The organism is Enterobacter sp. BNK-18 (assembly GCF_047456135.1).
Classification (GTDB): domain Bacteria; phylum Pseudomonadota; class Gammaproteobacteria; order Enterobacterales; family Enterobacteriaceae; genus Enterobacter; species Enterobacter ludwigii.
The window spans coordinates 2352430-2366324 of sequence record NZ_CP179899.1 but is presented as its reverse complement, the minus strand read 5'-3'; the positions used below and the strand labels follow the sequence as shown (position 1 = coordinate 2366324).

General features: G+C 54.6%; 9 protein-coding genes. 7 read left to right on the top strand and 2 right to left on the bottom strand.

Annotation, left to right across the window (positions count from 1 at the left end; genetic code table 11):
- Positions 1-11 precede the first annotated feature (11 nt).
- On the bottom strand, positions 12-2684 hold the full coding sequence (rcsD, locus tag ACMGG3_RS11405) for a phosphotransferase RcsD (protein ID WP_020883163.1): 2673 nt from the start codon (positions 2682-2684) through the stop codon (positions 12-14).
- A gap of 743 nt (positions 2685-3427) precedes the next feature.
- Here rcsD and ACMGG3_RS11400 point away from each other — a divergent pair.
- From ACMGG3_RS11400 to mgtE, 6 genes are all read left to right on the top strand, one after another.
- Positions 3428-4543 (top strand): porin OmpC, encoded by a 1116-nt coding sequence (locus ACMGG3_RS11400; protein WP_014170959.1) that lies wholly within the window; start codon positions 3428-3430, stop codon positions 4541-4543.
- A gap of 113 nt (positions 4544-4656) precedes the next feature.
- On the top strand, positions 4657-5712 hold the full coding sequence (gene apbE / locus ACMGG3_RS11395; RefSeq protein WP_086532276.1) for an FAD:protein FMN transferase ApbE: 1056 nt from the start codon (positions 4657-4659) through the stop codon (positions 5710-5712).
- Between the two features lie 72 nt (positions 5713-5784).
- Positions 5785-6843, top strand: a complete 1059-nt coding sequence (ada, locus tag ACMGG3_RS11390; RefSeq protein ID WP_414149918.1) for a bifunctional DNA-binding transcriptional regulator/O6-methylguanine-DNA methyltransferase Ada — start codon at positions 5785-5787, stop codon at positions 6841-6843.
- A complete protein-coding gene (gene alkB, locus ACMGG3_RS11385; protein ID WP_020883168.1) occupies positions 6843-7493 on the top strand; it encodes a DNA oxidative demethylase AlkB in 651 nt (216 codons plus the stop codon). Before ada ends, alkB begins: the two co-directional genes overlap by 1 nt.
- A 75-nt stretch (positions 7494-7568) precedes the next feature.
- A complete protein-coding gene (locus tag ACMGG3_RS11380) occupies positions 7569-9212 on the top strand; it encodes a multidrug ABC transporter permease/ATP-binding protein (RefSeq protein WP_414149182.1) in 1644 nt (547 codons plus the stop codon).
- A gap of 147 nt (positions 9213-9359) precedes the next feature.
- Positions 9360-10796 carry a magnesium transporter gene (gene mgtE / locus ACMGG3_RS11375; protein ID WP_020883169.1) on the top strand — a complete coding sequence of 479 codons (1437 nt, stop codon included), beginning with the start codon at positions 9360-9362 and terminating at the stop codon, positions 10794-10796.
- Here mgtE and ACMGG3_RS11370 read toward each other — a convergent pair.
- Positions 10759-12048, bottom strand: coding sequence for a SulP family inorganic anion transporter (locus tag ACMGG3_RS11370; protein ID WP_047742943.1), 1290 nt, complete (start codon positions 12046-12048; stop codon positions 10759-10761). The genes mgtE and ACMGG3_RS11370 overlap by 38 nt on opposite strands.
- A gap of 187 nt (positions 12049-12235) precedes the next feature.
- On the opposite strand from ACMGG3_RS11370, the gene mqo reads away from it, so the two are divergent.
- Positions 12236-13888, top strand: a complete 1653-nt coding sequence (mqo, locus tag ACMGG3_RS11365; RefSeq protein WP_138014043.1) for a malate dehydrogenase (quinone) — start codon at positions 12236-12238, stop codon at positions 13886-13888.
- Positions 13889-13895: the final 7 nt, after the last annotated feature.

Genomic DNA, 13895 nt, shown 5'->3' with positions numbered 1-13895 from the left:
AGGCTACCTTGCTACAGCAAGCTTTTGACGTAGGCGTCAATGTCGCTGATGTATTTTTCAATGCCAGAGGCATCTTTCTCACGAATTAGATGTTCCAGCGTTTCACATAACTGCTTGCCGGGAACCAGATTAAGCATGGCAAACACCCCTTTAAGCCGGTGTGCTGTCTGTGCCAGCGCTGCAAAATCATTCGCAGCGGACTCAGTATACAACCGCTTAACATCATCTGGTACTGTATCAACAAAGAGTGAATAGTATCCGCTGGCGTGAAGCTCGGCATTTTCATTGCCGCCTAACGGTGATTCCGCTATCTCTTCCTGCGCCAGTTGCTCTTCTATTAGTTGTAGTACAGCTTCCTGCATCGCATTGCTTATATTAAAGTTGACGCGCAGCTGGCCTGGGCCGATTTTTCGCACGCCTGGCTCATCATCGCTTAAAAGCAAGCCGGAGGCAGTAAGATTAGACGGATTATCAGTTAAAAACAGATCAAATTCTTGACTTGAGAGTCTTTCATCCGGTGTTATGCAGGCCGCGCCCCAGTTTTCTAACTGACGAACCACAATATTGCGGATCTCATTCGAGGTCACATCCACCATCACGACCACATCATCCAGCAGGCGTTCTTCGTCTTCTTCCTGTGGATTCGCCGCCATTTTAACGTGCAGTGAGTAACGCGTGCCAAGTGATTCGCGGGCCTTGATATTCAGATGGCCGCCGAGCTTACGTGCCAGCTGATCGCACAGCCAGAAGGTCAGGGCATTGGCCTTGCCGTAATGATCGCTCTGGGTGTCATTCAGGAACGGGAAATGCAGATTATCGATTTCGCTTGTCGTTACGCCTTCCCCGGTATCCAGGATACGGAACGTCAGGCGATCTTCAGCCGACTCGTCGGTACTGACTTCCAGGGTGATCTTGCCGATCTGGGTGGTGGTGACGGCGTACTGAATAATCATCAGCAGAATGCGACGCAGCGCTTCGCGATCGCCGTGACGTTCATCATTCGCCGGTAAATGGTTATTGATCAGCAGCTGCAGCCCTTTGCGCTTAATCACGGGCAGGACCTCAGGCACCACTTCATCGATCAGATTCTGGATAGAGAAGAGAGTCGGCGTTCCTTTCCAGAAATCATTTTCGAGCATATTCGCCAGCTGGATCTCATCTACCATGCGCACCAGCGAGTCGGCCTGGCAGGCAAGCTGATGACTTTCAGATGTATTCAGCGCCGCCGCCTGGGTCGCCAGCATTTTTAACGGCTTCTTGAAGGCATCACCAATATTTTGCATAAAGGCAGCGCGCCCCTGCTGGTTTTTCTCATACAGACGTTGTGCCTGCTTGAGCTTTTTATTCACCAGCACTTCACGATCCTGATCGCGGATGATGAAGATCTGCGTGCGGGAGGCGATCTGGCTGCGGAACTGTCGGATCTCATACAGCTCGTTATTAATGGTGGCCTGAATCACGCCCTGATGTTGATCCGCCATAGCGGTGATGTTCTGCAGATTGAGATGAGGCAGCAGGTGGTCAGCAATTTTATTGCTCATCACCGTACGGTTGGCTTCCTGATCGTGAACCAGCACCCCAAGCGGCAGCACGGAAATAATCTCTTCATTCAGCGCGCGCAACACGCGCAGTTCGTTACTGGTTCCTGCCGGGACCGGGGCGGCATCGCTTTGACGCCCTGACTGGAAGCGGAACGTGCTGTAGCCAAACAGCGCCAGCGCCAGCAGGCCGATATTCAGCAGCAGGGGCAGCAGGATATTTTGCAGCGTATCAAGCAGCAGGGTGCCGAACGGCACTTGCCACACCAGACGCATACCAGTTGAGTTCAGCGAAGAGGCAATTTCGATTTTCGAGCCGTTAAAGGAGATCGATACGCTCTCTGCGGCCTCTTTATCCGATGCGGCACGCATATTCTGAGTGCTGCTGTCCGGCTCCAGACGGAAGCTGTCGAGCGGCATATCCGGTGGAATCAAGTCATTGATGGGCAAATCGAAGGCCACCACCGTCGCCAGATGGCCTGGCTGGTTAAAAGTGGTACGCAGCGTAAAGTAATGGCCATTCTGCCAGGCGAGGCGGCGCAGAGATGAGAAGCTCTCACGTTCATCAAGGGCGTTCGCCTGTTGCAGCATTTCTGCCCGGCGGGAATCGACAATGCTGCCCACGGTCGTCTCTTTGAAACCGGAAGAGAGATCTTTTAGCGGCAGGGTTGAGATCAGGATCATGCTGTTGTCCTGACCGTTCAGATAGTACATCGACCACGGCACCGTCTCGGCACCCCAAAGGGTATCAAGATAGGTTGAGATGCGTTGGGTCATCTCAAGCGTTGCGCTGTCATGAGAGCCGAAGATCAGCGCTTCGGTTTTGCGCTGTGGTTTTTCCAGATAATAGACGTCCTGCTTCAGGCGAGTCTCCTGAAGCCCGTCGCCGGAAGAGGTTGCCGGCGCGGCCGCGATGTTGTCGTAAATCTGCCAGGTTGCATAGCGCCAGGTATCAATGCGCTTGTGGACGGCGTGGGTGATATCAACAACCTGATAGCTCTTGTCCTTCAGCCAGGCGTTAACCGCGCTCTGAACCATAACCCCCATTGTGACTAGCAGCACAACGATCAAAAGAAGAAAGAAACGGGTGATGCTCCCGGGTAAGAGGGAGAATTTGCTCGGAGCGGTAGTTTCAGTCTGACTCATTGATATCTTTAACCCGTAATGGTCGTGCTCTATGGCGATAGGGCAGTATAAAGGGTAATACCTGAATTTCCAGCGTCACGCTCTTTGAACCCGCCACTTTTTCGACTGACAATATCGGAGAACGCCATTGCATGAAACATGTACAAAGCGAGTGAGAGTGTACAAATAAAAACCGATACATACCGGTAAATAGCACGAATTAACAAGAAATTGAGATTTGCAGTAATGACGCGGTTCTCGAGGAGAGAGGAAACGAATTTAGTTAATAGTCGTTACAATTTCAGTGCGGTAGCACAAAAAAACGCATGCTACGTAAAGAAAGGTAAAAAAAAACCGAATGCCAGGCATTCGGTAGAATTAGGGATAAACAGACATTCAAATCTGAATGACGGTAATAAATAAAGTTAATGATGATAGCGAGAGTTATTTTAGAGATAACGGCCGATCTTGTTTTGTCATTCAGTGCTGTAAATATTTTTAATGTAGTTTACTGAATTTAAATGTTTTTTCTTCTCGCTTGATGATAAGTGCTAAATTCTTAAGCTCTCTGTGCTTTGTAAAAGTTCCTTGATATTTACATTTTGAAACATGTTTATCGTGAAATGAAACATTTTCAAAGTTTTCGTATCATATTCCCGTTGGATTATTCTGTAATTTTGCGGAGAATGAAATTGCCGACTGGTTAATGAGGGTTAATCAGTAAGCAGTGGCAATTATAAGGCATATAACAGAGGGTTAATAAAATGAAAGTTAAAGTACTGTCCCTCCTGGTACCAGCTCTGCTGGTGGCAGGCGCAGCAAATGCGGCTGAAATTTATAACAAAGATGGCAACAAATTAGATCTGTACGGCAAAGTTGATGGTCTGCACTATTTCTCTGACGACAAGAGCAATGATGGCGACCAGACTTACATGCGTCTTGGCTTCAAAGGCGAAACCCAGGTTAACGATCAGCTGACCGGTTACGGCCAGTGGGAATACCAGATTCAGGGCAACACCTCTGAAAGCGACAACCAGTCCTGGACGCGTGTAGCGTTCGCGGGTCTGAAATTTGCTGACGCGGGTTCTTTCGATTATGGTCGTAACTACGGTGTGATCTACGACGTAACGTCCTGGACTGACGTTCTGCCAGAATTTGGCGGCGACACCTACGGTGCAGACAACTTCCTGCAATCCCGTGCTAACGGCGTAGCAACCTACCGTAACCAGGACTTCTTCGGTCTGGTTGATGGCCTGAACTTTGCTCTGCAGTATCAGGGTAAAAACGGCAGCGTAAGCGGTGAAAACGATTCCGGTCGTAGCACCCTGAAACAGAACGGTGACGGTTACGGCGCGTCTGTGACCTACAACCTGGGCGAAGGCTTCAGCATCGGTGGTGCGATGTCTTCTTCTAAACGTACTGCTGACCAGAACGACACCACTAACCTGGCGCTGAAAGGCGAAGGCGATCGTGCTGAAGTTTACTCTGGTGGCCTGAAATACGACGCCAACAACATCTACCTGGCGGCGCAGTACTCTCAGACCTATAACGCAACCCGTTTCGGTAACTCTCAGAGCAGCAGCGACATTTACGGCTTTGCTAACAAAGCACAGAACTTCGAAGTGGTTGCTCAGTACCAGTTCGACTTCGGTCTGCGTCCATCCGTGGCTTACCTGCAGTCCAAAGGTAAAGACATCGAAGGTTACGGCGATCAGGATCTGCTGAAATATGTTGATGTTGGCGCGACTTACTACTTCAACAAAAACATGTCCACCTACGTTGATTACAAAATCAACCTGGTTGATGAAAATGAATTCACCCGTCAGGCGGGTATCGGTACTGATGATATCGTAGCGCTGGGTCTGGTTTACCAGTTCTAATCGCTTCATCGTGTGACAAAGGGGGCCTTATGGCCCCTTTTTCGTGCCTTTTCGGTTCTTACAATTCACCCTTTTGGTGTACTCTTGCCGCCCTGGCATGAGGATAATAATGAATGGACATGACTTTTTTACGCGCCAGCTTCCTGGCTATACTTTTTTTCCTGACAGCATGTGACTCTTCCACGCCTGTGGCCAAAACGGATGCTCCCGCGGCGACGGTGCTGGAAGGCAAAACGATGGGCACATTCTGGCGTGTCAGCGTGATGAATCTCGATAAGACACGCGCTGACGAACTTCGCAGCAAAATTCAGTCGCAGCTGGACGCCGACGATCAGCTTCTTTCGACCTACAAAAATGACTCTGCGCTGATGCGCTTTAACCTCTCTACCAGCACTTCCCTGTGGCCGGTGAGCGAAGCAATGGCCGATATCGTGACCGAATCAATGCGCGTGGGCTACAAGACCAACGGCGCGATGGACGTGACCGTGGGGCCGCTGGTTAACCTGTGGGGGTTTGGCCCGAACAAGCAGCCTGTCACCACACCTGACCAGGCGGCGATAGATGACGCCCGCGCCCGGACAGGGTTGCAGCACCTGACGGTGATCAACCAGTACGGGCAACAGTACCTGCAAAAAGATATTCCCGATCTGTTTGTTGATCTGTCGACGGTAGGGGAAGGGTATGCGGCAGATCATCTGGCCGCGCTGATGGCCCAGGAAGGTATTTCGCGTTACCTGGTGTCCGTGGGCGGTGCGTTAGTCAGCCGCGGCATGAATGCCAGCGGTAATCCGTGGCGAGTGGCGATTCAAAAACCGACCGACCAGCAAAACGCCGTACAGGCGATTGTGGATATCAACGGTCACGGTATCAGCACCTCCGGGAGCTACCGTAACTATTATGAGCTCGACGGGAAGCGGATTTCGCATGTCATCGATCCGCAGACCGGCCGCCCAATCGCGCATAATCTGGTCTCGGTGACGGTCATTGCCCCCACCGCGCTGGAAGCCGATGCCTGGGATACCGGGTTAATGGTCCTCGGTCCGGAGAAAGCCAAAGAGGTGGTCCGCCAGGAAGGACTGGCTGTCTATATGATCACCAAAGAGGCTGAGGGCTTCAAAACCTGGAGTTCGCCGCAGTTCGACAGCTTCCTGGTAAGTGATAAGAATTAAAAAGCAAGGTTGCGGGTTTTTAATCAGTGGCACTCGGGCACGCTGTATGTATGCTTGTAAGAGGAGCTGATGATGAAAAACCCGACCTTTACTACCGATGACGATCGCTGGCTGGCCGTGCTGGCTCGCGATCCGCGTGCTGACGATCAGTTTGTCTTTGCCGTGCAAACGACGGGGATCGTCTGTCGTCCGTCCTGCCGTGCCCGCCACGCGTTACGTAAAAATGTCCGCTTCTACCCCGATGTAGATCGTGCCCTTCAGGCAGGGTTTCGCCCGTGTAAACGCTGTCAGCCGGACAAACGCGATCCGCAGGAACAGACGCTGGCAAAAGTTGAACATGCCTGCCGTCTGCTGGAGCGCGATCCCGCGTTAACGCTGGAAATGCTGGCGCAGCAGGTCGCCATGAGTCCTTTCCACTTCCACCGCTTGTTTAAGTCCGTTACCGGTATGACGCCTAAAGCCTGGCAACAGGCGGCGCGGGTACAACGCCTGCGTACCGCGCTTGCGCAGGGGGACAAAATTACCGATGCCGTGCTGGCCGCCGGGTTTCCTGACAGCAGCAGCTATTATCGTCAAGCCAACGCTGCGCTGGGCATGACGGCGAAGCAGTACCGGAAAGGGGATGTGGCCGTGCGTTATGCGATTGGTGAGTGTTCGTTAGGCCGTTGCCTGGTGGGTGAAAGCGAGCGCGGGATCTGCGCGATTCTGCTGGGTGACGACGATGCGACATTAACCGAGGAGCTTTTGACGCTGTTTCCAAAAGCAGAGCGAGAAACGCTGGAAGGAGAATTCGCCCGGCGTATTGAGCGGGTGATTAGCGCTATCGATGACCATACCGTGCCGCTGGCACTTCCGCTGGATATTCGGGGCACCGCTTTCCAGCAGCGTGTGTGGCAGGCGCTTCGTGACATTCCCCGCGGTGAAACGGCAAGTTATCGCCAGGTGGCGCAGACGATCGGTAGCCCAGGCGCTGTCCGTGCGGTGGCGGGAGCCTGTGCCGCAAATAAACTGGCCGTTATCATCCCCTGCCACCGTGTTGTTCGTCACGACGGTACGCTTTCGGGCTACCGCTGGGGGACAGAACGAAAGGCGTTGTTACTGAAACGTGAGGCAAAGAACCCGGAGGGATAATGCTCGATCTTTTTGCGGATGCGGAACCCTGGCAGGAGCCCCTTGCGCCCGGCGCGGTGATCCTGCGCCGCTTTGCGCTTTCCCGCGCGGCGGCGCTGCTTGCCGGCATCGATGAAGTGGCGGCGGTCTCGCCGTTTCGACACATGGTGACACCCGGGGGGTACACCATGTCGGTGGCGATGACGAACTGCGGGGAACTGGGCTGGGCGACAAACGCGCAGGGCTATGTATATGCCCCGGGCGATCCTGTAACCGGCCAGCCATGGCCGCCGATGCCTGACGTTTTTCGGGCGCTCTGCCATGACGCCGCCGTTGAAGCGGGCTATGCCGACTTTCGCCCGGATGCCTGTCTGATTAACCGCTACGCCGTGGGGGCAAAGCTCTCGCTGCATCAGGACAAGGATGAACCCGATCTGCGCGCGCCGATCGTCTCGGTATCCTTAGGCCTGCCCGCGGTCTTCCAGTTTGGCGGATTACGCCGTAACGATCCGCTGAAACGGCTCATGCTGGAGCACGGTGATGTGGTGGTTTGGGGCAGGGAATCGCGGCTTTTTTATCACGGCATTCAGCCCCTCAAACCGGGAGTACATCCTCAGACCGGCGAGTTCCGTCTTAACCTGACGTTCCGGCAGGCATCCCGTGGCCAATAAAAATAAGAATTATTCTTGATGTAACCGTCCGGCAGTTTAAACTGCTGGCTGATTTTTATTGCCCGGATTGCCTGCATGCAACTACTTCTTCTCGTCTGGCGTCAGTATCGCTGGCCCTTCATTGCCGTCATGGCGTTAAGCCTCGCCAGCGCCGCGTTAGGTATCGGCCTGATCGCGTTTATTAACGTGCGCTTGATTGAAATGGTCGATACCTCACTCGCCGTCCTGCCGGAGTTTCTTGGCCTGCTGCTGCTGTTGATGGCGGTGACGCTCGGCTCGCAGCTGGCGCTGACGGCGCTGGGACACCATTTCGTTTTCCGTCTGCGCAGTGAATTTATCAAGCGTATTCTGGACACGCAGGTAGAACGCGTTGAGCAGCTTGGAAGTGCCTCCCTGCTGGCAGGGCTGACCAGCGACGTGCGCGCCATTACCATTGCCTTCGTTCGTCTGCCGGAGCTGGTGCAGGGCATTATTTTGACCTTTGGTTCGGCGGCGTATCTCGCCTGGCTCTCCACAAAAATGCTGGCGGTCACTGCGCTGTGGATTGTTATCACCATCTGGGGCGGTTTTCTGCTGGTGTCGCGCGTCTATAAACACATGGCGGTGCTGCGTGAAACCGAGGATAATCTCTATAACGATTACCAGACCGTGCTGGAAGGGCGTAAAGAGCTGACCCTGAATCGCGAGCGTGCCGAGCATATCTTTAACCATCTCTATATTCCCGATGCCCGCGAATACCGGCATCACATCATTCGCGCCGATACCTTCCACCTGAGCGCGGTGAACTGGTCGAACATTATGATGTTGGGCGCCATTGGCCTGGTCTTCTGGATGGCGAACAGTCTGGGATGGGCGGATACCAACGTCGCGGCGACCTATTCACTGACGCTGCTGTTTTTACGTACACCGCTCCTCTCCGCCGTGGGCGCATTGCCAACGTTGCTGAGCGCTCAGGTGGCGTTTAACAAGCTCAATAAATTCGATCTCGCACCGTTTAAAGCCGAATTCCCACGCCCGCAGGCCTTCCCGAACTGGCAAACCCTGGAGCTGCGTAACGTCATGTTCCGCTATCAGGACAACGCTTTTTCCGTCGGACCGGTAAACCTGACGATTCATCGCGGCGAGCTGCTGTTCCTGATTGGCGGTAACGGTAGCGGGAAATCCACGCTGGCGATGCTGCTCACCGGTTTATATCAGCCGCAATCGGGCGAGATTTTGCTGGATGGTAAAGCGCTGAGCGCGGAGAAACCAGAGGATTATCGCAAGCTCTTCTCGGCGGTCTTCACCGATGTCTGGCTCTTTGATCAGCTGCTGGGGCCGGAAGGGCAGCAGGCTAACCCTGCGCTGGTGGAGAAATGGCTTGGGCAACTGCAGATGTCCCATAAGCTTGAGCTTCAGGACGGTAAAATCCTGAACCTGAAACTCTCGAAGGGGCAGAAAAAGCGCGTGGCATTGCTGCTGGCACTGGCTGAAGAGCGCGACATCATCCTGCTTGATGAGTGGGCGGCAGACCAGGACCCGCATTTCCGCCGCGAGTTTTATCAGGTGTTACTGCCGCTGATGAAGGCGATGGGCAAAACTATTTTCGCCATCAGCCATGACGATCACTACTTCATTCATGCCGACCGTCTGCTGGAGATGCGCGACGGTAAGCTCAGCGAGTTGACCGGCGAGGAGCGCGATGCGGCGTCTCGTGATGCGGTAGCGCGCACGGCCTGATGTCTCGTCTTCCCTTCTCCGACCGTGAGAGGGGATAAAATCGCGGCCGATGTGCCGCTTTTTTATGCATCCCGTCCCGTTGTTTATTCTTATTTACATATCCCCGCGCTATGCTTAATGCCATCTCATTTCATGGATTTATGATTGATGTCGGTATTAAAGAAAAACAGCGCCCGGCAGCGTGACCAGGAACGTGCGCGTCTCATCTGGCTTCTCACGACCGATAAAGCGGTCACTTCTGCGTTACTGGGCAAACTGACCTTGGCTGAGCAATATGATGTCGGCACTTTAGCCGACGATATTGCTGAGGTAGGTGCACTGGTTGCCCATTTGCCTCCGCCCGACCTGGCGGATACCCTCGAAGCGCTTCCCTCGGAAGAGCGTCACGCCCTGTGGCGTCTGGTGCAGGATCACGAGCGCGGGCAGGTGCTGCTGGAGGCGTCGGAAAACGTCTGGGATGATCTTATCGATGAGATGAGCGACCGGGATATTCTTGATGCCCTGCAAACGCTGGATATCGACGAGCAGATTTACCTTGTTCAACACCTGCCGCGTAACCTGACCGGCCGACTGCTGGCCTCGCTGCCTGCCGATGAGCGGGCGCGCGTGCGCCAGGTGATGCACTACGATAAACACAGCGTTGGCGCAATTATGGAGTTTGGCGTCATCACGGTGCGCCCGGACGTCACGCTCGGCACGGTGCAGCGCTATTTACGCCGCCTGGGCAGTATGCCCGACAACACCGATAAACTGTTCGTGACCTCGCGGGATAAAACCTTGCTTGGTGAGCTGGAGCTGAAAACGATCCTGCTCAACAGCACTCAGCGGCGGGTGAGCGAGGTCATGGAAAACGAGCCGATGGTCTTCTCGCCGGAGGATGACGCGGAAAAAGCCGCGCGTACCTTCGAACGTGACGACCTCGTGAGTGCGGCGGTCGTGGACTCGGTCGGCAAGCTGATGGGACGTCTGACAATCGATGAGATCGTTGACGTGGTCTACGAAGAGACCGATAACGATCTGCGTGCGCTTGGTGGGATCAGCGCCGAAGATGACGTCCATGCCTCCGTGGGCAAGGCGGTCAAAACCCGCTGGGCCTGGCTTGCCATTAACCTCTGTACCGCGTTTATCGCCTCCCGCGTGATTGATGGCTTCGAACACACCATTTCGCAGCTGGTCGCGTTAGCCTCGCTGATGCCGATTGTGGCCGGGATAGGCGGCAACACCGGCAACCAGACCATCACCATGATTGTTCGCGCGCTGGCGCTGGAGAACATTCAGCCGGGTAACTTTGCCTTCCTGATCTTCAGAGAGATGGGCGTGGCGCTGATTAATGGCCTGGTGTGGGGCGGAATTATGGGCGGCATTACCTGGTGGCTGTACGACGATATGGCATTAGGCGGCGTGATGATGCTGGCGATGGTGCTGAACCTGCTGGTTGCGTCGATGATGGGCGTCATCATCCCGTTGACGATGACAAAACTCGGGCGCGACCCCGCAGTGGGGTCGAGCGTCATGATCACTGCCATCACCGATACGGGCGGCTTCTTTATTTTTCTTGGGCTGGCAACGCTTTTTCTTCTTTAACCCGACGCTTAATTCGGGCGGGAAGGAGTGCCATCACGATAATCCCGCCCAGCACGCCAATGGCCAGGTTACCGGTTGATACCGTGGCTGCAACGGTCACCAGCATCACGACCGTTTCCGCAAGGGGGGCATTTTTCACCGTCGCGGGCTGCAGGCTATGCCAGCTGAAGGTTTTGACGGCGACAATCGCCATAATCCCGGCCAGCACGGCCATCGGGATGCGGGCCATCACTTCACTCAGCGCCGTCACCAGCACCAGAAGCACCAGACCGGCCGCAACAGTGGAAATGCGGCTGCGGCCTTTGCCCATCTCCACGTTGACGATGGTTTGACCAATCATGGCGCAGCCTGCGATACCGCCATACCAGCCGGCCAGAATGTTACCGATGCCCAGACCAATGCTTTCGCGGCGCTTGCCGGACGGGCTCGCCGTCAGCTCATCCACCAATTTTGCCGTCAGCAGCGACTCCAGCAGACCCACAAACGCAATGCTTAATGCGCATGGCCAGATAATGCTCAGCGTATCGGTGTTCAGCGGGACAAGCAGCTGCGTCAGCCCGGGCAGGCCACCGCTCATGGTGCCTTCGTCACCCACGGTCGGCAGGATTTGCCCGGTGGTCACGGTAAACAGGGTTAACACCACAATGGCAATAAGCGGCGCGGGGATACTTTTGATATAGCGGGGCACCCAGAGGACGATCAGCAGCGTCAGCACGAACAGGCCCACAATCAGCGGGCTTCGGCTCCAGAAATGGGGAACCTGGGCGAAGAAGATCAAAATACCGAGCGCGTTAACAAACCCGGTCATCACCGACTGCGGAATAAAGCGCATCAGTCGCGCCATGCCGAGCACGCCGAAGAGGATCTGGATCGCCCCGGCCAGCAGAACGGCCGGCAAAATGTACTGCACGCCATGCTGATGCACCATCGGGCCAATCACCAGCGCCACGGAACCCGCTGCCGCCGTGACCATTGCCGGGCGGCCGCCGAGCACGGACAGGGCAAGACACAGCACCACGGAAGCAATCAGGCTGACTTTAGGATCAACCCCTGCCACGACAGAAAACGAAATCACTTCAGGAATAAGCGCCAGGGCAGTAATCACGCCCGCCAGCGTTTCACGCATCAGCAGCCGGGGAGAGCGTAACACCGAGGCGACATGGCCTTCATGGGGTAAAGAAGAATCGGGTAATGACATAACACTTCGCAGGTTAGGGCAGGCTTCCGTGCGCGCGATCACAAAACGCAACATACTAGCCAGAAAAGCCGCCTTTTGCCAGCCGCATAGGTAATCCCTCACAAACAATCCATCATTAAATTTCACAATTACAATAATTTCTTAACCTTTAAACACCATTTAAAAGTTGTTACCGTTCCCGCGCAGCTTTTTTCACCTGCAATTTCCACGCATCACGCACTTTTACACTAAGGCATAAATTATGAAAAAAATGACTGCCATGCTCTTGTCTCTGGCCGTGGGGCTGAATACCGTCTCAATGGCGGCAAAAGCTGACACGCCAAAAGAGCAGGAAACGGACGTCCTTTTAATTGGTGGCGGTATTATGAGCGCCACGCTGGGAACCTATCTGCAAGAACTGCAGCCAGACTGGTCTATGACCATGGTCGAGCGCCTCGATGGCGTGGCGCAGGAGAGCTCGAACGGCTGGAACAACGCCGGTACGGGCCATTCGGCACTCATGGAACTGAACTACACACCGCAGAAAAAGGACGGTTCCATTAGTATCGAGAAGGCGGTTGAGATCAACGAAGCATTCCAGATTTCTCGCCAGTTCTGGTCTCACCAGGTGAACAGCGGCGTAATGCACGATCCGCACTCCTTCATCAACACCGTGCCGCACATGAGCTTTGTGTGGGGCGAGCAGAACGTTAACTTCCTGCGTGCGCGCTATGCGGCTCTGCAGCAGAGCACGCTGTTCCGCGGCATGAAATACTCCGAAGATCACGCGCAGATTAAAGAGTGGGCTCCGCTGGTCATGGAAGGTCGTGACCCGAACCAGAAAGTCGCCGCGACCCGTACTGAAATTGGTACTGACGTGAACTACGGCGAAATTACCCGCCAGCTGGTAGGTTCCCTGCAGAAAAAAGAGAACTTTAATCTGCAGCTCAGCACCGAAGTGCGTGGTTTCAAGCGCAATGCGGATAACAGCTGGAGCGTGACCGTTGCCGATCTGAAACACAATGAAGAAGAGCACGTCATCAAGGCGAAGTTTGTCTTTATTGGTGCGGGCGGCGCGGCGCTGAAACTGCTGCAGGAAACCGGTATTCCGGAAGCTGACGATTACGCAGGCTTCCCGGTGGGCGGTCAGTTCCTGGTGTCTGAAAACCCGGAAGTGGTGAATCGTCACCTGGCAAAAGTCTACGGTCAGGCTTCCGTTGGTGCGCCACCCATGTCCGTTCCGCACATCGACACCCGCGTGCTTGACGGTAAACGTGTGGTGCTATTCGGGCCATTCGCGACCTTCTCCACGAAGTTCCTGAAAAACGGTTCCCTCTGGGACCTGCTGAGTGCGACCACCACCTCTAACGTTAAGCCAATGATGGACGTCGGTCTGGATAACTTCGATCTGGTGAAATACCTGATTAGCCAGGTGATGCTCTCTGACGATGAACGCTTTGAGGCGCTGAAAGAGTACTATCCGCAGGCGAAGAAAGAAGACTGGCGTTTATGGCAGGCGGGTCAGCGTGTGCAGATCATCAAACGCGATCCGAAAGAGGGCGGTGTACTGCGTCTGGGTACCGAAGTGGTCAGTGACAAAGAAGGCACCGTTGCTGCGCTGCTGGGTGCGTCACCGGGGGCTTCTACCGCTGCGCCAATCATGCTGCATCTGATGGAAAAAGTGTTTAAAGACAAAGTTGCCAGCCCGGAATGGCAGGCAAAACTGAAAACCATTATTCCTTCTTACGGCACTAAGCTGAACGGTAACGTTGACGCGACGGAACAGGAACTGGAATACACCAGCCGCGTTCTGCAGCTGCAATATGTGAAGCCGCAAGCTGCTGCTGACGCAGCACCGAAGGCAGAGCTGAAGCCTCAGGCGGAAAACAAACCGGTCGCGGATATCGCACTCTGATGTGAAA